At 71.7% G+C, this 24,986-nt stretch carries 24 protein-coding genes; 11 read left to right on the plus strand and 13 right to left on the minus strand.

The window, feature by feature from the left end; all coding sequences use genetic code 11:
* A partial coding sequence (locus tag AB0K09_RS08900) for an NAD-binding protein (protein WP_366064608.1) occupies window positions 1-758 on the plus strand: 758 nt, incomplete at its 5' end.
* A 74-nt stretch (window positions 759-832) separates the two neighbouring features.
* On the opposite strand, the gene fabF is transcribed toward AB0K09_RS08900, so the two are convergent.
* From fabF to AB0K09_RS08925, 5 genes are all read right to left on the minus strand, one after another.
* Window positions 833-2,095 (minus strand): beta-ketoacyl-ACP synthase II, encoded by a 1,263-nt coding sequence (gene fabF / locus AB0K09_RS08905; protein WP_366064609.1) that lies wholly within the window; start codon window positions 2,093-2,095, stop codon window positions 833-835.
* A gap of 67 nt (window positions 2,096-2,162) precedes the next feature.
* Window positions 2,163-2,411, minus strand: a complete 249-nt coding sequence (locus AB0K09_RS08910; RefSeq protein WP_168093812.1) for an acyl carrier protein — start codon at window positions 2,409-2,411, stop codon at window positions 2,163-2,165.
* An 80-nt stretch (window positions 2,412-2,491) separates the two neighbouring features.
* Window positions 2,492-3,496: a ketoacyl-ACP synthase III gene (locus AB0K09_RS08915; protein ID WP_366064610.1), complete on the minus strand. Its 1,005-nt coding sequence runs from the start codon at window positions 3,494-3,496 to the stop codon at window positions 2,492-2,494.
* Between the two features lie 13 nt (window positions 3,497-3,509).
* On the minus strand, window positions 3,510-4,466 hold the full coding sequence (locus tag AB0K09_RS08920; RefSeq protein ID WP_366064611.1) for an ACP S-malonyltransferase: 957 nt from the start codon (window positions 4,464-4,466) through the stop codon (window positions 3,510-3,512).
* A 98-nt stretch (window positions 4,467-4,564) separates the two neighbouring features.
* The gene (locus AB0K09_RS08925; RefSeq protein WP_366064612.1) at window positions 4,565-5,740 is read right to left on the minus strand and encodes a helix-turn-helix domain-containing protein; all 1,176 of its coding nucleotides are present in this window, start codon (window positions 5,738-5,740) and stop codon (window positions 4,565-4,567) included.
* Window positions 5,741-5,822: 82 nt separating this feature from the next.
* Here AB0K09_RS08925 and AB0K09_RS08930 point away from each other — a divergent pair, with 82 nt between their 5' ends.
* Entirely contained in the window at window positions 5,823-6,497 is a 675-nt protein-coding gene (locus tag AB0K09_RS08930) for a pirin family protein (protein WP_366064613.1), read from the plus strand.
* A 6-nt stretch (window positions 6,498-6,503) separates the two neighbouring features.
* On the opposite strand, the gene AB0K09_RS08935 is transcribed toward AB0K09_RS08930, so the two are convergent.
* Window positions 6,504-7,316, minus strand: a complete 813-nt coding sequence (locus AB0K09_RS08935; RefSeq protein ID WP_366064614.1) for a serine hydrolase domain-containing protein — start codon at window positions 7,314-7,316, stop codon at window positions 6,504-6,506.
* Window positions 7,317-7,392: 76 nt separating this feature from the next.
* On the opposite strand from AB0K09_RS08935, the gene AB0K09_RS08940 reads away from it, so the two are divergent.
* Together AB0K09_RS08940 and AB0K09_RS08945 are read left to right on the plus strand one after the other, a co-directional pair.
* A complete protein-coding gene (locus AB0K09_RS08940; protein ID WP_366064615.1) occupies window positions 7,393-7,866 on the plus strand; it encodes a MerR family transcriptional regulator in 474 nt (157 codons plus the stop codon).
* Between the two features lie 7 nt (window positions 7,867-7,873).
* Window positions 7,874-8,893, plus strand: a complete 1,020-nt coding sequence (locus AB0K09_RS08945; protein WP_366064616.1) for an aldo/keto reductase — start codon at window positions 7,874-7,876, stop codon at window positions 8,891-8,893.
* Between the two features lie 5 nt (window positions 8,894-8,898).
* Here AB0K09_RS08945 and AB0K09_RS08950 read toward each other — a convergent pair whose 3' ends face one another.
* From AB0K09_RS08950 to AB0K09_RS08970, 5 genes are all read right to left on the minus strand, one after another.
* Window positions 8,899-9,573 carry a response regulator transcription factor gene (locus tag AB0K09_RS08950; RefSeq protein WP_366064617.1) on the minus strand — a complete coding sequence of 225 codons (675 nt, stop codon included), beginning with the start codon at window positions 9,571-9,573 and terminating at the stop codon, window positions 8,899-8,901.
* Window positions 9,570-10,850, minus strand: a complete 1,281-nt coding sequence (locus AB0K09_RS08955; protein WP_366064618.1) for a sensor histidine kinase — start codon at window positions 10,848-10,850, stop codon at window positions 9,570-9,572. Before AB0K09_RS08955 ends, AB0K09_RS08950 begins: the two co-directional genes overlap by 4 nt.
* 103 nt (window positions 10,851-10,953) lie before the next feature.
* Window positions 10,954-11,823, minus strand: coding sequence for a DUF4429 domain-containing protein (locus AB0K09_RS08960; RefSeq protein WP_366064619.1), 870 nt, complete (start codon window positions 11,821-11,823; stop codon window positions 10,954-10,956).
* A 56-nt stretch (window positions 11,824-11,879) separates the two neighbouring features.
* Window positions 11,880-13,091, minus strand: coding sequence for an alpha/beta hydrolase (locus AB0K09_RS08965; protein ID WP_366064630.1), 1,212 nt, complete (start codon window positions 13,089-13,091; stop codon window positions 11,880-11,882).
* A gap of 136 nt (window positions 13,092-13,227) precedes the next feature.
* Complete coding sequence (locus AB0K09_RS08970) at window positions 13,228-13,902, minus strand: TetR family transcriptional regulator (protein ID WP_366064620.1); 675 nt, start codon at window positions 13,900-13,902, stop codon at window positions 13,228-13,230.
* A 112-nt stretch (window positions 13,903-14,014) separates the two neighbouring features.
* On the opposite strand from AB0K09_RS08970, the gene AB0K09_RS08975 reads away from it, so the two are divergent.
* Entirely contained in the window at window positions 14,015-15,604 is a 1,590-nt protein-coding gene (locus tag AB0K09_RS08975; protein WP_366064621.1) for an MFS transporter, read from the plus strand.
* A gap of 171 nt (window positions 15,605-15,775) precedes the next feature.
* On the opposite strand, the gene aceE is transcribed toward AB0K09_RS08975, so the two are convergent.
* Entirely contained in the window at window positions 15,776-18,508 is a 2,733-nt protein-coding gene (aceE, locus tag AB0K09_RS08980; protein WP_366064622.1) for a pyruvate dehydrogenase (acetyl-transferring), homodimeric type, read from the minus strand.
* A gap of 483 nt (window positions 18,509-18,991) precedes the next feature.
* Between aceE and AB0K09_RS08985 the strand changes: the two genes are divergently transcribed.
* The 6 genes from AB0K09_RS08985 (at window position 18,992) to AB0K09_RS09010 (ending at window position 23,742) form a co-directional block, all read left to right on the plus strand.
* Complete coding sequence (locus tag AB0K09_RS08985; protein ID WP_366064623.1) at window positions 18,992-19,429, plus strand: DUF3052 domain-containing protein; 438 nt, start codon at window positions 18,992-18,994, stop codon at window positions 19,427-19,429.
* 195 nt (window positions 19,430-19,624) lie between these two features.
* Window positions 19,625-20,083: a peroxiredoxin gene (locus AB0K09_RS08990; RefSeq protein WP_366064624.1), complete on the plus strand. Its 459-nt coding sequence runs from the start codon at window positions 19,625-19,627 to the stop codon at window positions 20,081-20,083.
* Window positions 20,084-20,265: 182 nt separating this feature from the next.
* The gene (locus tag AB0K09_RS08995; RefSeq protein WP_366064625.1) at window positions 20,266-20,841 is read left to right on the plus strand and encodes a TerD family protein; all 576 of its coding nucleotides are present in this window, start codon (window positions 20,266-20,268) and stop codon (window positions 20,839-20,841) included.
* A 113-nt stretch (window positions 20,842-20,954) separates the two neighbouring features.
* On the plus strand, window positions 20,955-21,530 hold the full coding sequence (locus tag AB0K09_RS09000; protein ID WP_366064626.1) for a TerD family protein: 576 nt from the start codon (window positions 20,955-20,957) through the stop codon (window positions 21,528-21,530).
* Between the two features lie 205 nt (window positions 21,531-21,735).
* A complete protein-coding gene (locus tag AB0K09_RS09005) occupies window positions 21,736-22,896 on the plus strand; it encodes a DUF475 domain-containing protein (protein WP_366064627.1) in 1,161 nt (386 codons plus the stop codon).
* A 102-nt stretch (window positions 22,897-22,998) separates the two neighbouring features.
* Window positions 22,999-23,742, plus strand: coding sequence for a Tellurium resistance (locus AB0K09_RS09010; RefSeq protein WP_366064628.1), 744 nt, complete (start codon window positions 22,999-23,001; stop codon window positions 23,740-23,742).
* A 68-nt stretch (window positions 23,743-23,810) separates the two neighbouring features.
* Here AB0K09_RS09010 and AB0K09_RS09015 read toward each other — a convergent pair whose 3' ends face one another.
* Entirely contained in the window at window positions 23,811-24,629 is an 819-nt protein-coding gene (locus tag AB0K09_RS09015) for a TerD family protein (protein ID WP_366064629.1), read from the minus strand.
* Window positions 24,630-24,986: the final 357 nt, after the last annotated feature.

The following is a 24,986-nucleotide window of genomic DNA, read 5'->3' on the forward strand; positions in this document are numbered from 1 at the left end:
CGCCGACCTCGTTCGGCGCACCCGCGCGGCCCTCGCCGGCCGGCCCGTACCGCCCCGCCCGGAGCGGCTCGCGCCCACCGCCGAGCAGGAGCGCCGCCGCCCTCGCCGTCCTCCGCGACGCCGCGCCCGCGCTGCGCCCCGGCACCGTCTGGGCCCAGACCACCACCGCCGGCCTGGACGGCCTCGACGAGCTCGCCGGCTTCGCCCGCGAGCACCACCTCCAGCTGGTCGACTCCCCGGTCCTGGGCACCCGGCAGCCCGCCGAGGCGGGCGAGCTGGTCGTCCTGGCCGCCGGGCCCGAGACGGTCCGCGCGGCCCTCACGCCCGTCTACGACGCCATCGGCTCCCGCACCCTGTGGGTCGGCGACGACGCGGCGAGCGGCGCGGCCACCCGGCTCAAGCTCGTCGTCAACAGCTGGGTGCTCACCGTCACCCACGGCACGGCCGAGGCGCTGGCCCTGGCCGAGGGGCTGGGCGTGGACGCCGAGCGCTTCCTGGAGGCCGTCGCCGGCGGCCCGCTCGACATGGGCTATCTGCGCGCCAAGGCCGGTCTCATTCTCGGCGGCCGCCTCACCCCGCCGAGCTTCGCCACCACCACGGCCCTCAAGGACGCCCGTCTCATCGTCGCGGCCGGCGAGGAGGCCGGCGTCCGCCTGGACGTCGCCGCGGCGGGCGCCGAGCGTTTCCGCCGGGCCGCCGAGCAGGGCCACGGCGAGGAGGACATGGCCGCCTCCTACTTCGCCAGCTTCCCGGACTGACCCCCGGCCGGGGAAAACACCGAGGGCCCGGCCCCCTCGCCGGAGCGAGGAGGCCGGGCCCCAGGGGCCGGCCGTCAGACCGTACGCAGCGCGAGCACCACGTTGTGGCCGCCGAAGCCGAAGGAGTTGTTGATCGCGGCGATCGTGCCCTGCGGCAGCGGGCGCGGCTCGTCGCGGACGATGTCGGCGTCGATCTCCTCGTCGAGCTCGTCGACGTTGATGGTCGGCGGAGCCATCCGGTGGTGCAGCGCGAGCACGGTCACGACCGTCTCCACGCCGCCCGCGCCGCCGAGCAGATGACCCGTCATCGACTTGGTCGCGGAGACCGCGACATGGTCGAGGTCGTCGCCCAGGACCTTGCGCAGCGCCTTGATCTCGGCCACGTCGCCCTGCGGCGTGGACGTGGCGTGCGCGTTGAGGTGGACGACCTCGGACGGCTTGAGGTCGGTGTCGTCGAGCAGGTTCTGCAGCGCCGTGGCGATGCCCCGGCCCGTGGGCTCGGGCTGCGCGATGTGGTGGCTGTCGGCGGACAGACCCTGGCCCAGCACCTCGCAGTAGACCCGCGCGCCGCGCTTGGCGGCGTGCTCGGCCGACTCCAGGACGACGACGCCGGCGCCCTCGCCCAGGACGAAGCCGTCACGGGCCTTGTCGTAGGGGCGGGAGGCCTTCTCCGGCTCGTCGTTGTTCTTGGACATCGCCATCATGCTGGCGAACGCCGCCACCGGCAGCGGGTGGATGGCCGCCTCGGTGCCGCCCGCGACCACCACGTCGGCGCGGCCGGTGCGGATCATCTCGACGGCGTAGCCGATGGCCTCGGCGCCGGACGCGCAGGCGCTGACCGGGGTGTGCACGCCCGCCTGGGCGTTCACCTCCAGGCCGACGTTCGCGCTCGGGCTGTTGGGCATGAGCATCGGCACGGTGTGCGGGGAGACGCGGCGGGCGCCCTTCTCCTTGAGCACGTCGTACTGGTCGAGCAGGGTGTGCACGCCACCGATGCCGGAGGCGATGACGGTGCCCAGGCGCTCGGGGGCGATGGCCTCGTCCTCGCCGGCCTTGCCGGTGTAACCGGCGTCGGCCCACGCCTCACGGGCCGCGATCAGCGCGAGCTGCGCCGAGCGGTCCAGCCGGCGCGCCAGCGGACGGGGCAGGACGTCCATGGGGTCCACCGCCGCCGGGGCGGCGATGCGGACGGGGAGGTCGGCGAACCGCTCCCCCTCCAGGGGCTTGACGCCGGAACGCCCGGCGAGCAGACCCTCCCAGGTGGAAGCGCTGTCGCCACCCAGCGGTGTGGTTGCGCCGATACCGGTGACGACCACGGTGCGATTGGTCGAGTTCACAGGAATTCTGTCTCCACGGTCAGAGGTGCTGGAACCGCCACCGCTCGGGTGGCGACGAACGCTTGGATCAGTCCTGGTGCTTCAGGATGTAGTCGGCAGCGTCACCGACGGTCTTGAGGTTCTTGACGTCCTCGTCCGGGATCTTGACGTCGAAGCGCTCCTCGGCGGCGACGACCACCTCGACCATGGACAGGGAGTCGACATCGAGGTCGTCGGTGAAGGACTTGTCCAGCTGGACGTCCTCGACCGGGATGCCCGCGATCTCGTTGACGATTTCGGCGAGACCCTTGAGGATCTCTTCCTGGGTGGCGGCCATTGCGGCGCTCCTTCTATCTAGGTATTGCGGTCGAACTGCGATAACGGCACTGCTTGCGGAGAGATCCTGGTGGAACTCGCCTAGGGGAGGGTAACCACCGTCGCGGCGTACACGAGACCCGCCCCGAAGCCGATGACGAGCGCGGTGTCCCCGCTCTTCGCGGCGCCCGTCGCCAGGAGCCGCTCCATGGCCAGCGGAATGGAGGCCGCGGAGGTGTTGCCGGTGGTCTCCACATCGCGGGCGACCACGACGCTCTCCGGCAGCTTGAGGGTCTTCACCATCGAGTCGATGATGCGCATGTTGGCCTGGTGCGGGATGAAGACGTCCAGGTCCTCGGGGGCCACCCCGGCCTCGTCCAGCGCCTGCTGGGCGATCTTGGCCATCTCGAAGACGGCCCAGCGGAACACCGCCTGGCCCTCCTGGGTGATCGCCGGGAACCGTACGTCGGTCTCGGTGCGGTAGACGTCCCAGGCCAGGGTCTGCTTGATGGTCTCGGCCTTGTCGCCCTCGGAGCCCCAGACCGTCGGGCCTATCGCGGGCACCTCCGAGGGGCCGACGATCACGGCACCCGCGCCGTCGCCGAACAGGAAGGCCGTCGCGCGGTCCTCCAGGTCCGTCAGGTCCGACAGCCGCTCCACGCCGATGACCAGGACGTACTCCGCCGAGCCCTCGACGACCATGCCCTTGGCGAGCGTCAGGCCGTAGCCGAAGCCCGCGCAGCCGGCGGAGATGTCGAAGGCCGCCGGGGTGCCGGCGCCCACCTTGTGCGCGATCTCGGTCGCGATCGCCGGGGTTTGCTTGAAGTGCGACACCGTCGCCACCAGCACGGCCCCGATCCGCTCGGGGTCGATACCGGCGTCGGCGATGGCCTTGCCCGCCGCCTCGACGGACATCGCGGCCACGGTCTCCTCCGGGCCGGCCCAGTGCCGGGTGGCGATGCCCGAGCGGGAACGGATCCACTCGTCCGAGGAGTCGATGTGCTTGAGGATCTCCTCGTTCGGCACCACACGGGTCGGGCGGTAACCGCCCACGCCCAGGATGCGGGCGTACGGCGCACCCTTGCCGGGCTTGATCTTCGCGGTCATGCTCTCGGACTCCTTACTGAGCCGGGGACCCGGCGGCGTCGGTGGCGTGCTCGGAGATCAGCGCACGGGCGGCGTCGAGGTCGTCCGGGGTCTTGAGCGCGAGGGTCTGCACGCCCGGCAGGGCGCGCTTGGCCAGGCCCACCAGGGTGCCGCCGGGGGCCACCTCGATCAGCGCGGTGACGCCCAGCTCCTTGAAGGTCTCCATGCACAGGTCCCAGCGCACCGGGTTGGCCACCTGGCCCACCAGGCGCTCGACGACCTCACGGCCGCCGGGGACGACCCGGCCGTCCTTGTTGGAGACGTAGGCCGTGCGCGGGTCGGCCGGGGACAGCTCGGTGACGGCGGCCTCGAGGGCCGACACGGCCGGGGCCATGTGCGCGGTGTGGAACGCGCCGGCCACCTTCAGCGCCACCACGCGGCGGGTGCCCTCGGGCTTGTCCTCGGCCAGCGCCGCCAGCTGCTCCATGGTGCCGGCGGCCACGATCTGGCCCGCACCGTTGACGTTCGCGGGGGTCAGGCCGAGCTTCTCCAGGTGGGGCAGCACCTGCTCGGGCTCGCCGCCCAGCAGCGCGGACATGCCCGTCTCGGTGATCGCCGAGGCCTCGGCCATGGCCAGGCCGCGCTTGCGGACGAGCTCCATGGCGGCCCGCTCGGGCAGCACGCCCGTCAGGGCGGCCGCGGCGAGCTCACCGACGCTGTGGCCGGCACAGGCGCCGACGAGGCGGGCGAAGTCCTCGGGGGAGGCGAAGAGCTGCCCCGCCGAGACCAGGGCCGACGCGACGAGCAGGGGCTGGGCCACCGCGGTGTCGCGGATCTCCTCGGCGTCGGCGTTCGTGCCGTAGTGGACGAGGTCCAGGTCGATGGCGGCCGACCACTCCGCGAGGCGTTCCGGGACGCCGGGAAGGTCGAGCCAGGGGGTCAGGAAGCCGGGCGTCTGAGCGCCCTGGCCGGGAGCGACGAGTACGAGCACCCTCACACTCTCTCTCGTGGACGGTATCGCCCACCCGTGGGGACAGGGACGAAGAACCGTCAGGGGAATTGTTGACGTTCAACAAAAGACTACGGATGTCACTCCGTGTCGGCCAGCCTTCCGAGGATCAGGGCGATCCGCAGCGTGAACGCGGAACGGACGTCGGACGGTGACCACCCGGTGACGTCCGTCACACGTCGGAGGCGGTATCGCACGGTGTTGGGGTGGACGAACAACATCCGTGCCGCCCCCTCAAGACTGCTCGCCTGCTCCAGGTAGACGCTCAGCGTCTCCAGCAGCGCCGAGCCCGCCTCCTCCAGCGGTCTGTAGATCTCCTCCACCAACTGGTCCCGCGCGGTGGTGTCCCCGGCCATCGCCCGCTCCGGAAGGAGATCGTCCGCCGCGACCGGACGCGGGGCGTCCGGCCAGGCCGCGCACGCCTTCAGCCCGGCCGCCGCCGCCTGCGCGGAGCGCGTCGCCGCCAGCAGGTCGGGCACCACCGGCCCGGCCACCACCGGACCCGCGGCGAACGGCCCGATCAGCGCCTTCGCCGTCCGCAGCGGATTGTCCGAACCGCCCGCGATCACCACCAGCCGGTCCCCCAGCACCCCCGTCAGCACCTGCACCTTCGCGTGCCGCGCGGCCCGGCGGATCGCCTCCACCGTCAGCTCGCTGTCCCCGTTGGGGGCCGTGCCCAGCACCACGCACACATGCGAGGGCGCGTTCCAGCCCAGCGCCGCCGCCCGCGACAGCGCGCCCTCGTCGGCCTCGCCCGAGAGCACCGCGTTGACGACCAGCGACTCCAGCCGCGCGTCCCAGGCGCCCCGCGCCTCGGCCGCCTGCGCGTACACCTGCGCCGTGGCGAAGGCGATCTCCCGCGCGTACACCAGCAGCGCCTCGCGCAGGACCGACTCGTCGCCCGGCGCGGCCACGTCGTCGATCGCCGACTCCATGACCTCGATGGTCGTCCGCACCATCTCCACGGTCTGGCGCAGGGTGATCGCCCTGGTCAGCTCGCGGGGCGCGGTGCCGAAGACGTCCGTGCTGATGGCCTGCGGCGTCTCCGGATGCCGGAACCACTCGGTGAAGGCCGCGATGCCGGCCTGGGCCACCAGGCCGATCCAGGACCGGTTCTCCGGAGGCATCGCCCTGTACCAGGGCAGCTGCTCGTCCATGCGGGCGATGGCCGCGGCGGCCAGGGTCCCGGAGGACTTCTCCAGACGGCGAAGGGTGGCGCTGTGGGAGTGCGGGGTGTTAGCGGCTGGTTCAGGCACGGGGACAAGCCTGCCTCATTCGGATGCCGAACGGGGCCGCCGGGGCCCCGTGCGGGGAGCCCCGCGGGGTTACGGTGGGTTGGTGATCTACGTGCAGCGAGCCGCGGAACGCTTCCGCGGCGGCGATCCGGCGGCCGGCATCGAGACCTGGCACGCCTTCTCCTTCTCCGGGTTCTACGACCCCGACAACGTGCGGTTCGGGCCGCTGGCCGCCTGCAACGAGGAGCGCCTCGCGCCGGGCGCCGGCTTCACCGAGCACCCGCACCGGGACGTCGAGATCGTCACCTGGGTGGTGGAAGGCGAACTCACCCACGAGGACTCCACGGGCCGCACCGAGGTCGTCCGCCCCGGCGACGTCCAGCGGCTGAGCGCGGGCACGGGGGTGCGGCACGTGGAGCGCAACGCGGGGACGGCCCCGCTGCGGTTCGTGCAGATGTGGCTGACGCCGTCGGAGCCGGGTGGTGCGCCTTCCTACGAGGTCTCGCGCGCTGTCTCCGACGGCGCGGTGTGCGCCCTGGCGCAGGCCGAGGCCGTGCTGCATGTGCGGCGCCTGCGCGGCGGCGAGCGGTGCGCCCTTCCCGGGGCGCAGTGGTTGTACGTGCACGTCGTGCGCGGATCCGTGCGGCTGGCCCAGGAGGAACTGCGCGAGGGGGACGCGGCCCGCGTGCTGGAGTCGGAGGAGCTCGACGCGGTGGCCGGGGCGGCGGGTGCGGAGCTCCTGCTGTGGGAGATGCACGCCGAGCCGCGTTTCCCCTGAGGGGCTTTACGGCAGTTCCGCGATCACCGCGTCCGTCAGGGCCGGCCAGCACTCGATCGCCCACGGGCCGAACGCCCGGTCCGTCAGCGCGACGCAGGCCGCGCCCAGCTCCGGGTCCACCCACAGGAACGTGCCCGACTGGCCGAAGTGGCCGAACGTCCGTGCCGAGGACCGGGACCCCGTCCAGTGCGGCGACTTGCCGTCGCGGATCTCGAAGCCGAGGCCCCAGTCGTTCGGGCGCTGGTGCCCGTAGCCGGGCAGCACGCCGGTCAGTCCGGGGAGGACGACGGACGTCGCCTCCGCCAGCGTCTCCCGCGACAGCAGGCGCGGCGCCTGCAGCTCGGCGGCGAAGCGCGACAGGTCCGCGACGGTCGAGACACCGTCCTTCGCGGGCGAGCCCGGCAGGTCGGTCGCGGTCATCCCCAGCGGCTCCAGCACCGCCTCGCGCAGATAGTCGGCGAAGGGGATGTCCGTCGCCTTCGCGATGTGGTCGCCGAGCGCGTCGAAACCGGCGTTGGAGTACAGCCGGCGCGTCCCCGGCTCGGCCATCACCCGGTCCACGTCGAAGGCCAGCCCGGAGCAGTGCGCCAGCAGATGGCGGACGGTCGAGCCGGGCGGGCCCGCCGGATCGTCCAGCTCGACGGCGCCCTCCTCGACGGCGATCAGCGCCGCGTAGGCCGCCAGCGGCTTGGTGACGGACGCCAGCGGGAACCGGTGCTCCACCGGCCCGTACGATCCCGCCACACTGCCGTCCGCGCGCACGACGGCCGCCGCGGCGGTGGGCACCGGCCAGTTCTCGATCATCCGCAGGCTTTCCATGCCACGGAGCCTACTTGCTTCGAGTGCACTCCAACTCTCTAGGTTGGGGACATCGCACCGAGGTGGGGGAGTGGCCATGAGCGTGATCGACAGCGCGCCGGTGGAGGTGCCGAAACCGGCGCGGGTGTGCCAGGAGCTCGACCGGCAGCGCGTCCGGCGCCCGGAGGGCCGGGACCGCTACACGATCAGCGAAGTCGCCGCGTACGCCGGGCTGTCGGCGCACACCCTGCGCTGGTACGAGCGCATCGGGCTGATGCCGCACGTCGACCGCTCGCACACCGGCCAGCGCCGCTACACCGACCGCGACCTCGACTGGCTGGACCTCGTCGGCCGGCTCCGGCTGACCGGGATGCCCGTCGCCGACATGGTCCGCTACGCGGAACTCGTCCGCGAGGGCGAGCACACCTTCGCCGAGCGCGAGCGGCTGCTGAGCGCGCACCGCGACGACGTCCGCAGGCGCGTCGCCGAGCTGCGCAGCACGCTCGAGGTGCTCGACTACAAGATTGAAATCTATGCCGACGCCCGTCGCCGGGCGTCCGAAGGGGCATGACGCACTCATGAGCAACGAGAAGATCGCAACGGTGAGGCTGGGCGAGGGCGGCCCCGAGGTCGGCGTGCAGGGCCTGGGATGCATGGGCATGAGCTTCGCCTACGGCCCCACGACCGACGAGGACGAGGCCCGCGCCACGCTGGAACGGGCGCTGGAGCTGGGCGTCACCCTCTACGACACCGCCGATGTGTACGGCGCCGGCGCCAACGAGGAGTTCATCGCGCCGTTCGTCCGGGCCCACCGCGAAGACGTCGTCCTCGCGACGAAGTTCGCGATCGTGCCGGACGCCGAGGACCCGATGAAGCGGGCCATCCGCAACGACCGCCCGTACATCCGCCAGGCCGTCGAGGCGAGCCTGCGGCGGCTGGGCGTCGACGAGATCGACCTCTACTACATGCACCGGCGCGATGTGAACGTCCCCATCGAGGAGACGGTCGGCGCCATGGCCGAGCTGGTGGGCGAGGGCAAGGTCAAGCACCTCGGCCTGAGCGAGGTCACCGGCTCCGAACTGCGCGCGGCGCAGGCCGTCCACCCGATCGCGGCCGTGCAGTCGGAGTGGTCGCTCTTCAGCCGCGACATCGAGGCGGGCGTGGTGCCGGCGGCCCGGGAGCTGGGCGTCGCCCTCGTGCCGTACTCGCCGCTCGGCCGCGGCTTCCTCACCGGCGCGTTCACCAAGGCGGAGCAGGAGCTGACCGAGGACGACTGGCGCCGCACGCAGCCCCGTTTCACGGGCGACAACGCCGAGGCGAACGCGGCCCTCCTGGCGCCGGTCCGTGCCGTCGCCGAGGCGCGCGGCGTCTCCCTCGCCCAGATCGCGCTGGCCTGGGCGCAACAGCGCGCGAGCGTCCACGGGCTGACGGTCGTTCCGATCCCGGGCACGCGCAAGCGGTCGCGCCTGGAGGAGAACGTGGCGGCCACCCGGATCGAGCTGACGGCGGACGAGCTGGCGTCGCTGGAGCCGATCGCGTCGAAGGTGTCGGGCGACCGGTACCCGGACATGAGCTTCACGTCCGCCGGCCGCGAGTAACCCGCTCACTCCCCGGGCGTGACCAGCCCCGACTCGTAGGCGAAGATGACCGCCTGCGCCCGGTCCCGCAGGCCGAGCTTGTGGAGCACCCGTCCGATGTGCGTCTTCACCGTCTGCTCGGCGAGCACGAGCGTCGCCGCGATCTCCTGGTTCGACAGGCCGCGGGCGATCAGTTCGAGGACCTCCGTCTCACGGGGCGTCAGCCCCTTGAGACGGACCGAGCGGGCGCGGCGCGGGGCCGCCGGGCGCTTGGCGAAGTCGGCGATGAGGCGGCGGGTCACGGACGGCGCGAGGAGCGCCTCGCCGGCCGCGACGACCCGGACCGCGGAGATCAGGTCGGCCGGGGGCGCGTCCTTGAGCAGGAAACCGGACGCGCCGGCGCGCAGCGCCTCGTAGACGTAGTCGTCGACGTCGAAGGTCGTCAGCATGAGGACCTTGGGGCGGTGGACGACGCCGGCCGGGGGGTCCAGGAGGCGGCGCGCGGCCTCCAGACCGTCCATCTCCGGCATCCGGACGTCCATGAGGACCACGTCCGGGTGCGTGGAGCGGCTCAGTTCCACGCCCCGCGCACCGTCCGGTGCGTCACCGACGACGTCGATGTCGGGCTGGGCGGCCAGCAGCGCGGCGAAACCGGCCCGCACCATGGCCTGGTCGTCGACGATGATCACGCGGATGGTCATGCGGTGGGGAGTTCCTTCTCCGAAGCGGTCAGGGGGAGCCGGGCGGCCACGCGGAAGCCGCCGTCCAGCGGGCCGGTGTCGAGGGTGCCGCCGACGAGGCGGACGCGCTCGCGCATGCCGACCAGGCCGTGCCCGGTGCCGGTCGTCTCCAGCGGCGGGCCCGGCGCGGCCGGCGGGGCCGCGTTGACGACCAGCACCATGAGGTGCCCGCCGTCCTCGTCCAGGGAGACGGAGACGCGTGCGGTGGCGCCCGGCGCGTGCCGCACGACGTTGGCCAGGGCCTCCTGCACGATGCGGTACGCCGAGAGGTCCACGGCCGGCGGCAGCTCCGGCAGCTCCGGCAGGGTCAGCTCCACGGGCACACCGGCCCGCAGGGTCGCCTCGGCCAGCTGCGGGAGCCGGTCGACGCCCGGCTGCGGGGCGCGCTCCCCGGCCCCTTCCCCGCCTCCGGCGTCCTCGCTGCGCAGCACGCCCAGCAACCGGCGCATCTCGGTCAGCGACTCGCGGGCCGTGGCGGCGATCGAGCCGAACTCCTCGCGGGCCTCCTCCGGCAGGCCGGCCAGCCGGTAGGGGGCGCTGTCCGCCTGCACGGTGATCACGGACATGTGGTGGGCGACCACGTCGTGCAGCTCGCGCGCGATCCGGGTGCGCTCCTCCAGCAGCGTGCGGCGGGCCCGCTCGGCCTCGCTGATGGTCTCCTGCTCGGCCAGCGCGCGCCGGGCGTCGCCGCGCCCCCGCAGGGCGCCGCCCACCAGGAGCAGCATGCCGCCGAGGATGACCGGGACGAGCCAGGTGCCGTTGCCGTGGTGCGGGGCCGTCGCCTCGAGGAGGTAACCGGTCACCGTGATCAGCCCCCAGACGGTGACACACGTCCGGAGGCGTTCGCGCAGGCCGACGACGAACAGCAGCAGCAGCATCCCGATGATCACCGGTGCCGGCCAGGGCCAGACGGTGCTGCCCGGCAGCGGCGGCGGCAGCATCAGCGCGCACGCGATGTCGGCCGCGAACGCGATCTTCCAGGCGAGCAGCGGCCGGCGCACGGCGATCAGCAGCGGAACCGTCTGTGCCACGGCGAGGAGCACGGCGAGGTCGCTGTTCATCGCGTACTCGTCCGGCAGCAGCATCGAGGTGCTGGGCAGCAGGACGGCCACGAACGCGGCGGCGACGCCGTACGGCAGCCGCCGCACGAACGGGCGGCGGGACTGCCCGAGCAGGGGCTCCGGCGGTCCGGCCGGGGTGAGAAGGTCGCGCACGTAGGCGAACGGAGACTGGGACATGAGGTGATCAAGCCTAGGCGGGCGGGGGGACCCCGGCGTCACCCCCAGGTGCCCACTCGCGGGTCATACCCCGGTATCACCCCGCGGCCCGGCCCGGCACTCCCTACAGCTCGGCGAGCAGCTCCGCCTTCTTCGAACTGAACTCGGCGTCCGTCAGCAGCCCCGCGTCGTGCAGCTCCCCGAGGTGGCGGATGCGCTCGGCGATGCCGCCCGGGTCGGGGCGGGCGCCGGGGACCGCCCCGGCGGGCACGGCCGGCGCGCCGGCCCGTACGGCCGCGAGGACGGCGGCCGCCAGCGGGAGCGACTCGTGGATCAGGCCGTAGCCCCGGCCGAAGACGACGGACGCCGGGTCCTGGTCGGCCGGCTCGGGCCGGCGGCCGTCGCGGGCGCGCCGCACGAGCCGCAGATGGCCGCCGAGGGAGTGCGAGGCGTCGGCGGGACGCCACTCGACGCCGGTGAGCTCCTCGATCGGGAACCGCTGGTCGCCCGCCTTCCACTTCGCGGAGGAGGCGCCGGTCCAGAACCAGCGGAAGGCGACGGCACGGCCGTCGAAGGACGCCTTGCCGTCGTAGGCCTTGAACGACAGCGGCGGCACCGGCGCGGTGACCAGATGCCGCTCGGCGGGCTCCCCGGCCCGGGGGCCGAGGGCGGACCGTATCCGCTCGGCGTAGTGGTGGGCCAGCGGCTCGTGCTCGGCGGGCAGCACCAGCCGGTACGGGTCGCAGCCCTCCTTCAGCCGGCCGTCCGCCGCGTCGACGAGCGGATCGGCGCCCGGTCTGGGCACGGCGCGCAGGACCACGGTCCCGCGCCGGCCCGGGGCCGCCTCGGCGGCGGCGATCGCCTCGTACGGGACGCGCCGCTCCCCGAGCACCTGGAGCAACTTCGGTGTGCGGATCCCCCGTTCGAAGCGGATGAGCACGGAGTCGGTGTCGAACTCCCAGACGGCGTGGAAACCGGCCAGCACATCACCCATGCCGCTCATCGTATGCGGCGACCGCCCGCCCGTCCCCCCTGCCGGCGCTACGCGCGTCAAGCCGTGGGGACGGCCGTCGCCGGACCCAGGTCCTCCGCACAGCCGTCGCCGTCCCCGGCGCACCGCACGGAGCCCGCGGCTCCGACGCCGATGTCGGCGAAATTGCTGAGGCTGGTGGTGCCGGGGGCGAAGTAGCCGGCGTGGCCCTGGGCGCCGGCGGCCGACAGCACGCGTGCGCCGAAGCCGTCGGAGACCGGGTCGGCGCCGTGCCCGAGGCCGCCGACCTCCATGTGCGGGACGCCCTGGATCCAGTCGTCCGGGTCCCGCATCGCCCATATCCGGGCGCCCGTGCCCAGGTCGGAGGCGTGTTCGGCCCGCATGCCGGGGCTGCCGGCCACCGCCACGTCGCTGACCCGGCCGGGGAGCTCACGGGCGGCGACGCCGCACACCACCGAGCCGTAGCTGTGGCAGAACAGCGAGACGGGCGCGGCGCCGGGCAGCGCCCGCACCAGGGCGCGCAGCCGCAGCGCGCCCTCGGCGGCGAGCCTGCCGGTGGCGGCGTCCATGCCGACGCCGGCGGGGGAGGTGTAGTCGGCCCAGGCGATGACGGCCGTCCTGGCGCCGGGGGCGGCCTTCCGCTCGGCGGCGTAGAGGGAGCGCGCCATCCCGACGGGAGCGCTGTAGGCGCGCTGGGTCTTCTCGAAGCTGAGGACGTTGGTGTCGACACCGGGCACGACGACGGAGATCCGCTGGGCCCGGTCGAGATCGCCGAAGACCTCGGCGACGCGCCCGTCGCCGGCCGGGTCGAAGGCGAGGATCTGCCGCCCGTCGCCCAGCAGCGAGTCGTAGCGGTGCATCCGGCGGCTCGCCTCGCCGCGTCCGGCCGGGGTCAGACCGGTCTCGTGCGAGCGGCGCTCCTCGACCGTGCGGGCCTGCTCCAGGGCGATCCGGTTGGCCCGGTAGCGCAGCTCGACGGGGGCGCCGTTCAGATTGCCGACGACGAGCGGATAGCGTTCGGCGAGCCCCTCGCGCTGCGCGCTGCCGAGCGAGCCGAAGAACCGTGCCAGGGTGCCGGGGTCCGCCTTGGCGGAGGGCAGCGGGTGACCGGCTATGGAGCCGTGCAGCCAGGCCTTGAGCGAGGCGGCGTGCGGGTCGGGTTCTCCCTTGTGGCCGCGCACGGCGGTCCAGCCCGTGGTGGCGAGCATGACGAAGACCACGGCCAGCGCGAGCAGTGCGCGCCAGGCCGTGGAAGCGTTCGTCCACGGAATCGAGGAGGGGGAGCCGAGCTCCGGGAAGGAAGTCACCGAGCGACACCCTAGGAGAAACCGGCGCCGCTCCGGGAATCCGGTGACTCATCTCACGTTTGGGGGACAGGTCAATTGGGCGTCCACTCACGCCTTTTGATCAAGTCCGCCAGTTTCCGGCCAGGGCCGGACCGATCTGGTCCAGGTAGGTCGTGGTGATCCTGAGGAGATCGTCCAGATCGCCGTCGGGGAGCTCGCCCCACACCTTTCCGGTGACGCGCATCACCCCGCCGAAGGCGGCGACCAGGATGCGCGGCCGCGGGTCGGCCTGCACGTCCAGCCCCTCCCGGCGGGCGATCTCCTCGGCCAGCCGCTCCTCCAGCTCGGCGAGGCGCCGCAGCCGGGCGGCGAGCAGCTGCGGGGTCGACTCGATCGTCCGGTACATGCGCAGGTGCAGCTCGACGGGGACGAGCGCGCGGACGGTGTCGCTGATCTCGTCCCAGGAGAGCAGGGCGGCGTTGCGCAGCGCGGTCAGCGGGGGCTCGTCGGCGGGCCGCCGGCGGACGGCGGTGAGGAAGTGCGCCTCCGTCATGTCCTGCACCGCGAGCGCGACTTCCTCCTTGTTCGCGAAGTAGCGGAAGAAGGTGCGCTGCGAGACGTCGGCCGCGGCGGCGATCTCGTCGACGGTCGTCCCGTCGTAGCCCTGGAGCGCGATCAGCTCCAGCGCCGACCGGATGAGGGCGTCGCGCGTGCGGGCCTTCTTGCGCTCACGCAGCCCGGCCGGTCTCACCGGCGGGGCCGCGGCATGCTCCACCGGCTTTCCGATCGTGTGCATGCTCGCCTCTTCTCCCTCATTCGCGCTGCTCAGCATAGCCGCGCGGGAATGTGACAGAGACTGACCGTTGAATACCTTCATCAATTGGCAGTGACTGCCATAATCTCGTGCCATGACGCCTCAGACCACCGTCGCGGACGCGGCACCGGACCTCGGCCCCCGGAACGGCTTACGGGGCCACCCCTGGCTGACACTCGTCTCCGTCGCGATCGGGGTGATGATGGTCGCCCTCGACGGCACCATCGTCGCGATCGCCAACCCCGCCATCCAGAAGGACCTGGGCGCCTCGCTCGCCGACGTCCAATGGATCACCAATGCCTATCTCCTCGCCCTCGCCGTCGCCCTGATCACCGCCGGCAAGCTCGGCGACCGCTTCGGCCACCGGCTGATCTTCCTTATCGGTACCACCGGATTCGCCCTCTCCTCGGGACTCATCGCCCTCTCCGGCAGCGTGTCGATGGTCGTGGGCTTCCGCGTGCTCCAGGGCCTCTGCGGCGCACTGCTCATGCCGGCCGCGCTCGGCCTGCTGCGCGCCACCTTCCCGCCCGAGAAGCTCAACATGGCCATCGGGCTGTGGGGCATGGTCATCGGTGCCTCCACCGCGGGCGGCCCGATCATCGGCGGCGTGCTCGTGGAGCACGTCAACTGGCAGTCCGTCTTCTTCATCAACGTGCCGGTCGGCGCCCTCGCCCTCGCCCTCGGCCTCGTCATCCTCAAGGACCACCGCTCCGAGCACGCGCCCAAGTCCTTCGACGTACCCGGCATCCTGCTGCTGTCCGCCGCGATGTTCTGCCTGATCTGGGCCCTGATCAAGGCCCCTGCCTGGTCCTGGGGCGACGCCCGCACGCTCGGCTTCCTGGCCGCCGCCCTGGTGGGCTTCGTCCTCTTCGTCCTCTGGCAGCTGCGCACCCGCGACCCCCTGCTGCCGCTCGGCCTCTTCCGGTCCGTGCCGCTGTCCGCCGGGACGGCCCTGATGGTGCTGATGGCCTTCGCCTTCATGGGCGGCGTCTTCTTCGTCACGTTCTACCTCCAGAACGTGCACGGCATGACCCCGGTGAACAGCGGACTGCACCTGCTGCCGCTCACCGGCATGATGATCGTCACCTCGCCGGCGGCGGGCGCGCTCATCGCGCGCTACGGGCCGCGGCCGCCGCTCGTCATCGGCATGGTCTGCACCGCCGTGGCCTGCTTCGGCATGACCACGCTCTCGGTCGGCACCGGGACCGTGCCGATGTCGCTCTGGTTCGCGCTGCTCGGCGCCGGCCTCGCGCCGGTGATGGTCGGCGCCACGGACGTCATCGTCGGCAACGCGCCGCTGCGGGACGCGGGCGTCGCGAGCGGCCTCCAGCAGGCCGCCATGCAGGTCGGCGGCTCGCTGGGCACGGCCGTCCTCGGCGCGGTCGTCGCGGCGCGGGTGGATCACCAGCTCCCCGTGCGGTGGGCCGACGCGGGGCTGCCGGCCCTGCCGGCCGACCAGCTGTCCCGGGCCTCGGCCGCCGTCCAGCTGGGCGTGGCCCCGGTCCCGCCGGGAACGCGGCCGGAGGCCGCGGCGAAGATCTCGGGCGTGGCGCACGAGACGTTCGTCTCGGGCATGCACCTCGGCTTCGCCGTGGCCGGGTGCGTGGCGGCCGTCGCCGCACTCGTGGCCCTGCTCACGAAACGCGGCGTCAACGCGGAGGGTTTGAACGTGGGAGTCGGCTGAGCCCGTCGCCCGGCCGCGGGCCGCTTGTGGGCAGTCGTTCCGCAGGGCGATGGGGGTGCCCCCATGCCGTTCAGGCCATGGGGGAGGGTGGGCACAAGCCGGACGACGGCGTCAGCCGAAACGCAAAACCGCCCGGGCCGAAGGCCCGGGCGGTTACCGTCGCGTCAGCGACTACGCGTCACCACCGGCCGCACCCGGGTCCGCGGCTGCGACGTCCAGGAGCTGGTAGCGGTCGATCGCCTGCTTCAGGGCCGAGCGGTCGATCTTGCCCTCCTTCGCCAGCTCCGTGAGCACGGCCACCACGATCGACTGCGCGTCGATGTGGAAGAAGCGCCGCGCCGCACCCCGCGTGTCCGCGAAGCCGAAGCCGTCCGCGCCCAGGGACTGGTACGTGCCGGGCACCCAGCGCGCGATCTGGTCCGGGACGGCCCGCATCCAGTCGGAGACGGCCACCTTCGGGCCCTCGGCACCGGCGAGCTTCTTCGTCACGTACGGGACGCGCTGCTCCTCCTCCGGGTGGAGCAGGTTGTGCTCCTCCACCGCGATGGCGTCGTTGCGCAGCTCGTTCCAGGAGGTCGCCGACCAGACGTCCGCCTTGACGTTCCACTCCTCGGCGAGGATCCGCTGGGCCTCGATGGCCCACGGCACGGCCACGCCGGAGGCGAGGATCTGCGCCGGGATCGCGCCGGCCTCGCCCGCCTTGTAGCGGTACAGGCCCTTGAGGATGCCCTCGGCGTCCACGTTCTCCGGCTCGGCCGGGTGCTGGATCGGCTCGTTGTAGACGGTGAGGTAGTAGAAGATGTCCTCCGCGTTCTCGCCGTACATACGGCGCAGACCGTCCTGGACGATGTGCGCGATCTCGTAGCCGAACGCCGGGTCGTACGCGACGACGGCCGGGTTGGTCGAGGCCAGCAGGTGCGAGTGGCCGTCGGCGTGCTGCAGGCCCTCACCCGTCAGGGTCGTACGACCGGCCGTGGCGCCGAGCACGAAGCCGCGCGCCAGCTGGTCGGCCATCTGCCAGAACTGGTCACCGGTGCGCTGGAACCCGAACATCGAGTAGAAGACGTAGATCGGGATCAGCGGCTCGCCGTGCGTGGCGTAGGCGGAGCCGGCGGCGATCAGCGAGGCGGTGCAGCCCGCCTCGGAGATGCCGTCGTGCAGCATCTGACCGGTCGGGGACTCCTTGTACGCCAGCAGCAGCTCGCGGTCCACGGCCTCGTACTGCTGGCCCAGCGGGTTGTAGATCTTCGCGGACGGGAACAGCGAGTCCATGCCGAAGGTGCGGTACTCGTCGGGCGCGATCGGCACGAAGCGCTTGCCGATCTCCTTGTCCCGCATGAGGTCCTTCAGCAGCCGGACGAACGCCATGGTGGTGGCGATCGCCTGCTGGCCGGAGCCCTTCTTGATCGGGGCGTAGGCCTTGTCGTCCGGCAGCTTCAGCGCCTTCGCGCGCACGACACGGGTCGGCACGTAGCCGCCCAGCGCCTTGCGGCGGTCGTGCATGTACTGGATCTCCTCCGAGTCGCGGCCCGGGTGGTAGTACGGCGGCAGGCCGGACTCCAGCTCCTTGTCGGCGATCGGCAGGTGCAGACGGTCGCGGAAGCGCTTGAGGTCCTCGACCGTGAGCTTCTTCATCTGGTGGGTCGCGTTGCGGCCCTCGAAGTTCGGGCCGAGCGTCCAGCCCTTGACCGTCTGGGCCAGGATCACGGTCGGCTGGCCCTTGTGGGCCTTGGCCGCCGCGTAGGCCGCGTAGATCTTCTTGTGGTCGTGACCGCCACGGCCCAGGTGCAGGATCTGGTCGTCGGTCATGCCCTCGACCATCTTGCGGAGACGCTGGTCGTCGCCGAAGAAGTGCTCGCGGATGTACGCGCCGGTCTCGGTGGCGTACGTCTGGAACTGGCCGTCGGGGGTGCTGTTGAGCTTGTTGACCAGGATGCCGTCCCGGTCCTGGGCCAGCAGCGGGTCCCAGGAGCGGTCCCACACCAGCTTGATCACGTTCCAGCCGGCGCCGCGGAACTGCGACTCCAGCTCCTGCATGATCTTGCCGTTGCCGCGCACCGGGCCGTCGAGGCGCTGCAGGTTGCAGTTGACGACGAAGGTCAGGTTGTCCAGGCCCTCGCGCGCCGCCAGGGACAGCTGGCCGAGCGACTCCGGCTCGTCCATCTCGCCGTCACCCAGGAACGCCCAAACGTGGGACTTGGAGGTGTCCGCGATGCCGCGCGCCTCCATGTAGCGGTTCATCCGCGCCTGGTAGATCGCGCCGAGCGGGCCGAGGCCCATCGAGACGGTCGGGAACTCCCAGAAGTCCGGCATCAGACGCGGGTGCGGGTAGCTGGACAGGCCGTAGGGGGCCTTGGACTTCTCCTGGCGGAAGGCGTCCAGCTGCTGCTCGCTCAGCCGGTCCAGCAGGTAGGCGCGGGCGTAGACGCCGGGGGAGGCGTGGCCCTGGAAGAAGATCTGGTCGCCGCCGTCGCCGCCGTCCTTGCCCCGGAAGAAGTGGTTGAAGCCCACGTCGTACAGGGAGGCCGAGGAGGCGAAGGTGGCGATGTGGCCGCCGACGCCGATGCCCGGGCGCTGGGCGCGGGAGACCATCACGGCCGCATTCCAGCGGGTCGCGTTGAGGATCTTGCGCTCGATCTCCTCGTTGCCCGGGAAGAACGGCTCGTCCTTGGTCGCGATGGTGTTGACGTAGTCCGTGCTGCGCATCTCGGGCACGGCCACGCGCTTCTCGCGCGCGCGCTCGATCAGGCGCAGCATGAGGTAGCGGGCCCGTTCCCGGCCTCGCTCATCGACAGCCGCGTCGAGCGAGTCGAGCCATTCCTGGGTCTCTTCGGGATCGAAGTCCGGGACCTGGCTGGGCAGACCGCCAATGATGATCGGGTTGCGATCGGATCCGGAAGCCACGCTGTTCCTTCGCTGTTCTGGTCGAGGCGTGCTCTGCACGCAATCGTTGCTGCGCACGCGGTCAAATACTGTCTTTGCTTATGTCGCGCCGGCTCCCATCGTGGACCGCGGCGGCGGAAACGTCATCTCTACTGGGCGGTAACCACCACTCATGAGACGAAGCGTCGAAGGTCGGCCACTTTGCGGCGGCCAAATCGCAACCTTACGCCCCCAATGGGAGTCGCCCGCGTACGGCCGTTCGGACCGGCCTTCCGTCATCGCATGGAGTAACTTCGCAAACAGTACAGAACGCTGTGGCGTGAATCACGACCCCTTGCGGCCCAGCCGTTGGAGTTGCCAGGAGACGTCCCCGTCCGTCAACGTTTCGGCGGTCTCCAGGGCCGGGTACTTGCGCGATCCGTCCGTCACGTGTGGACTACGCCCAATGCCTCGCGCACGCGGGGAGCACAAGACAATTTCTCGAAAGATGACAGGAGGCAATCCGTGAGCGCGACCGCGGACCACGCGGAGGAGCGGACCCTTGCCGCCAGGCTGGGTTTCCAGCCCGACCAGGTGGTCCAGGAGCTCGGCTACGACGAAGACGCCGAGCAAGATCTCCGCGAGGCCATCGAGGTGCACACCGGCACGGAGCTCGTCGACGAGGACTACGACGACGTCGCCGATGCCGTCCTGCTGTGGTTCCGCGATGAGGACGGCGACCTCACAGACGCGCTGGTGGATGCCATCGGTCTGCTCGAGGAGGACGGCATGATCTGCCTCCTCACGCCCAAGACGGGCCGTGATGGCTACATCGAGCCGAGCGACATCAGCGAGGCCGTGAGCACCGCGGGCCTCTCTTCCACCAAGAGCATCAGCGTGGGCAAGGACTGGAACGCCAGCCGCCTCGCCACCCCCAAGGCCGCCAAGACGGGCCGCCGCTAGCCCCGGCCGCCCCCTCCTGACGCCCCCCTCGCCCCCGTCGGCCGCCCGGCCGCCGGGGGCGAAGCCGTTCCCGGGGTGCTTCCCGGGGTGTTTCCCCCGGGCGCCGGCGTGGGATCACCCGCCTGGAGGCGTCCGCGACGGCAGTGACAGACTGGGGCCGCACAGGACCCGGCATCACCAGAGAGGTGAACACCCATGGCAATCGCCGTAGGCGAAAAGGCCCCGGACTTCGAGCTGAAGAACCAGCACGGGGAGACCGTCCGGCTGGCCGACTTCCGTGGCGAGAAGAACGTCGTGCTGCTCTTCTACCCCTTCGCCTTCACCGGCGTGTGCACCGGCGAGCTGTGCGCCCTGCGCGACGAGCTGCCGAAGTTCGCCAACGACGACGTCCAGCTGCTCGCGGTCTCCAACGACGCGCCCTTCTCGCTGCGCGTCTTCGCCGAGCAGGAGGGCCTGGAGTACCCGCTGCTCTCCGACTTCTGGCCGCACGGCGAGGTCAGCCGCGCCTACGGCGTCTTCGACGAGGAGAAGGGCTGCGCGGTGCGCGGCACCTTCATCATCGACAAGGAGGGTGTCGTCCGGTGGACGGTCGTCAACGGTCTGCCCGACGCCCGTGACCTGAACGAGTACACCAAGGCGCTCGCCGCGCTCTGAGCGCCCCCCGGAGCGTCTCCGGGCACCCGGCCGCCCGGCCGGGTGTCCCCGCACCGGCGAACAGCCTGCGATCAGCGGGAACCGGTCACTAGGATCCATTCGTTGATCGGACGCCATCGCACCAACCGGGGGCGCGGGTCCCACGCGGCCCCTCTCGAGCCCCTCGAACCAATGGAGGACCCGTGGGAGTCAGTCTCAGCAAGGGCGGCAACGTCTCGCTGACCAAGGCGGCCCCGAACCTGACCGCGGTCGTCGTCGGTCTCGGCTGGGACGCCCGTACCACCACCGGTACGGACTTCGACCTGGACGCCAGCGCCCTGCTGACCAACGACCAGGGCAAGGTCGCCAACGACCAGAACTTCGTCTTCTTCAACAACCTCAAGAGCCCCGACGGCTCCGTCGAGCACCAGGGTGACAACCTCACCGGTGAGGGCGAGGGCGACGACGAGGTCATCAAGGTCAACCTGGCCGCCGTCCCGGCGGACGTCGCGAAGATCGTTTTCCCGGTCTCCATCTACGAGGCCGAGTCCCGCCAGCAGAGCTTCGGCCAGGTCCGCAACGCCTACATCCGCGTGGTGAACCAGGCCGACAACACCGAGCTGGCCCGTTACGACCTGAGCGAGGACGCCTCGACCGAGACCGCCATGGTCTTCGGCGAGCTCTACCGCCACGGCGCCGAGTGGAAGTTCCGCGCCATCGGCCAGGGCTATGCCTCGGGTCTGCGCGGCATCGCCCAGGACTTCGGCGTCAACGTCTGACGCCGGCCGCCGAACCGTCCGGCGCCGCACGCCCACCCCGGTGCTCCGGGGCCCGGGGCGTGCGGCGCGGGCGTGCCCGGCGCACACGCACGACACTCGGGGAGGAAAAGATCATGGGCGTCACGCTCGCCAAGGGAGGCAACGTCTCCCTCTCCAAGGCCGCACCCAATCTCACCAACGTGACCATCGGTCTCGGCTGGGACGCGCGCTCCACCACCGGTGCCCCCTTCGACCTCGACGCCAGCGCGCTGCTGTGCGCGGCGGGCCGGGTGCTGGGCGACGAGTACTTCGTCTTCTACAACAACCTCAAGAGCCCCGACGGCTCCGTGGAGCACACCGGCGACAACCTCACCGGTGAGGGCGAGGGCGACGACGAATCGATCCTGGTGGACCTCACCAAGGTGCCGGCCCACTGCGACAAGATCGTCTTCCCTGTCTCCATCCACGAGGCGGACGTCCGCGGCCAGAGCTTCGGCCAGGTCCGCAACGCCTACATCCGGGTCGTGAACCAGGCCGACGGCAGCGAGCTGGCCCGCTACGACCTCACCGAGGACGCCTCCAGCGAGACCGCCATGATCTTCGGAGAGGTCTACCGCTACGGCGGCGAGTGGAAGTTCCGGGCCGTCGGCCAGGGCTACGCCTCGGGTCTGCGCGGCATCGCCCTGGACTTCGGCGTCAACGTCTCCTGACCCCTCCGGGTCACATCCACTCCTTCTCCCCCTGGAGGGGGCGCGCGGCCGGGCACGACGGGCGACGGGCGAGCCCGCGCTGCTCCGGCCGGGCAGGGGCCGCCCGTCCCGGCCGCGGGACGGGGCCTCTACACTTCGGGGTCAACATTCAGTAAAGCCGCGCCTCGCGCGGGGAGAACCCGAACAGCGAAGGATTGGGTAGCCAGTGCTCCTGAAAACCTTTGGTTGGTCGTTCGCCATCACGGCGGCCGGTCTGGCCTTGGCCGGCGTTCTCTGGGGGTGGCAGGGGCTGGCGATCGTCGCGATCCTCTCCGTCCTGGAGATCTCGCTCTCGTTCGACAACGCGGTCATCAACGCCGGCATCCTCCGGAAGCTGAACCCGTTCTGGCAGAAGATGTTCCTGACCGTGGGCATCCTCATCGCCGTCTTCGGCATGCGGCTGGTCTTCCCGGTCGTCATCGTCGCCATCACGGCCAAGCTGGGACCGATCGAGGCCGTCCGGGTCGCCATCGAGGACCACGACCGCTACGAACACCTCGTCACCGGGGCCCACCCGGCCATCGCCGCGTTCGGCGGGATGTTCCTGCTGATGATCTTCCTCGACTTCCTCTTCGAGGACCGCGACATCAAGTGGCTCAGCTGGCTGGAGAAGCCGCTGGCCAAGCTGGGCAAGCTGGAGACCCTCTCCACGGTCGTCTCGCTGATCGTGCTCGTCGTCGCCGCCACCACCCTGGCCACCGCCGTCCCGGTCCACGGCGGCACCGGCACGATCGACAAGGCCTCGACCGTGCTGCTCGCCGGCATCGGCGGCCTGATCACCTACCTCGTCGTCGGCGGCATCTCCGACTTCTTCGAGAACCGCCTGGAGGAGGCGGAGGACGACGCCGAGGAGGAGGCCGAGGACGGCGCCGCCGGGTCCGCGCAGCCGGCGCGGAAGGGCGGCGGCTCGATCGTCGGCCTGGCCGGCAAGGCCGCCTTCTTCATGTTCCTCTACCTCGAGGTCATCGATGCCTCGTTCTCCTTCGACGGCGTCATCGGCGCCTTCGCCGTCACCAACGACATCTTCGAGATGGCGCTGGGTCTGGGCATCGGCGCGATGTACATCCGCTCGCTGACGGTCTTCCTCGTCCGCAAGGGCACCCTGGACGACTACGTCTACCTGGAGCACGGCGCGCACTACGCCATCGGCGCGCTCGCCGTCATCCTGCTGATCACCATCAAGTACGAGATCAGCGACGTCATCACCGGTCTCGTCGGCGTGGTCCTCATCGGCCTGTCCTTCTTCTCCTCCGTGGTGCGCAACCGCAAGGAGGCCGAGGCCGGCGGCGGGCCGGCGGAGAAGGCGGAAGTCACCTCCGGGGTGTGACCCCGGCACATTTGAGGAACCCTCCCCTCGGGGCGGCCGTGAGATCACCTCGCGGCCGCCCCGAGGCGGTTCGGGCTCGGCACAGGGTGGGGGTGGCACGGCATGACGGTCAGGGACCGTTTCTTCGGCGGCTGGGGGCGCGACGCCGACCGGCAATTCGACATGGGCGGGACGAGCGGCGCGGTCGAGCTGACCAAGCGCCGCCCGACGTACTCGCTGACCAAACAGGGTGCGACCACCGGAAACCTGCGGGTCAACCTCTCCTGGCGGATGCGCACCTCCGACTTCGGCGAGCGCCGCTCCTTCGGCACCACCCTCCGGCACCCGCTGCGCAAGTTCACCCCCGAGGTGGTCCAGGCGCAGGGCCCGGCCATGGTCAACGTGGACCTCGACCTCGCCTGTATGTGGGAGCTCCAGGACGGGTCGAAGGGGGTGGTCCAGCCGCTCGGAAACATACTGGGCAGCATCAACTCGCCGCCGTATGTCCAGCTCAGCGGTGACGACCGCTTCGGCTCGGGCTCGGGCGAGACCATCTACATCAATATGGACCACCGCGACGACTTCAAGCGTCTGCTGGTCTTCGTCTACATCTACGACGGGACCCCGGCCTTCGACCGTACGCACGCGCTCGTCACGCTCTACCCCGGCAACGGCCCCCGGGTCGAGATCCCCCTCCACGAGCGCGCCCCCCAGGCGCGGTCGTGCGCCGTCGTGCTGATCGAGAACATCAAGGGCGACATCGTGCTGCGGCGTGAGATGCGCTACGTCTACGGCTTCCAGTCGGAACTGGACCGGCTGTACGGCTGGGGGTTGCAGTGGGGGAGGGGCTACAAGTCGAAGGTGTGAGGGCGCGCTCCTCCGGCCGGTGGCGGGGTCCGGGGCTGGGAGTCCGGGGGGCGGCCCCCGGACTCCTCCTACCGGTTCGGCTGGAACTGCGGGCCCTGGGGCGGCAGCCGGAAGCCGTACGCCGGCCGGGGCTGCGGGTGCGGATAGCCGTAGGCCGGCTGCGGCCCCGGCCCGGGCGCCTGCGGGTAGCCGTAGGCGGGCTGGGCCGGGATCGACGGCGGTACGGGCGGCGGAGGCGGATAGGCCTGCGGGCTCTCCGGGGGCGCGGCGGCCGGAGCGGACTCCGGCAGGGCCTCGGCCTCCGGCGGGGAGACCGGCCCGGTCTCCGCCTCGCCGTCCCCCTCCTCCACCGAGATCCCGAACTCCGTGGCGAGCCCCAGGAGCCCCGACGCGTACCCCTGGCCGAGCGCGCGGAACTTCCAGCCGTCCCCGCGCCGGTACAGCTCGCCGCAGAGCATCGCCGTCTCGTCGCCCGTCTCGGGACGCACGTCGAACCGCGCGACCGGCTCGGCGCCGGCGGCGCCCGGCGCCGCGTCGTACAGGAGCACACACAGGTCGTCGACCTGGCCGAAGGAGCCGCCGTCGGCCGAGGCCGCGACGACCACACGGGCCACACCGGCCTCCAGGGCGGACAGCTCGGCCTCGACCGAGTCCGTCATCCCCTCGATCTGGCGCTTCTTCGGCAGGTGCCGGACCAGGCCGGACGGGTGCCGTGGCTGGTTGTAGAAGACGAAGTCCGCGTCGGAGCGCACGCGGCCGCCCTCGCCCAGCAGCAGGGCGGAGACGTCCACGTCGGGAACGCCCGGGCCGGGCGTCCAGCGCAGTACGGCCCGCACGGTCGGGGCCTCCAGCGGGATGTTCGACCCCTTCAGCATCGCGTGCGTCATGCCCGCAATCCTGCCTCCCCGCCCGGTCCGCGGACAACGCAGGGCCCCCGTCGGTCGTCTCACGGGCTTTAGCGGACAGATCGCCTTCGGTCATGAGTTTTTCATGTGCTTGGGGAACTCTTGACCCCCCTTCGGACGTACGATAATCGGCCACGCTTTCCGACCGGGCGTCCCGGCGGGACGGCGGGAATGCGGGTCGGCGCGGCAAGCGGGGAGAGCGATGAGGCATTTCGGACACCTGGCGCCGACGGTGCGCGAAGGGCTGCAGGGTCTTCTCGGCGATCGTCACCGTGCGGTCGTGGAGCTCCCGCAGGCGGCGCATGACCGAGCGCGTGGTGAACACCACGACGGCGATGA

The organism is Streptomyces sp. NPDC049577 (genome assembly GCF_040675635.1).
Lineage (GTDB): Bacteria > Actinomycetota > Actinomycetes > Streptomycetales > Streptomycetaceae > Streptomyces.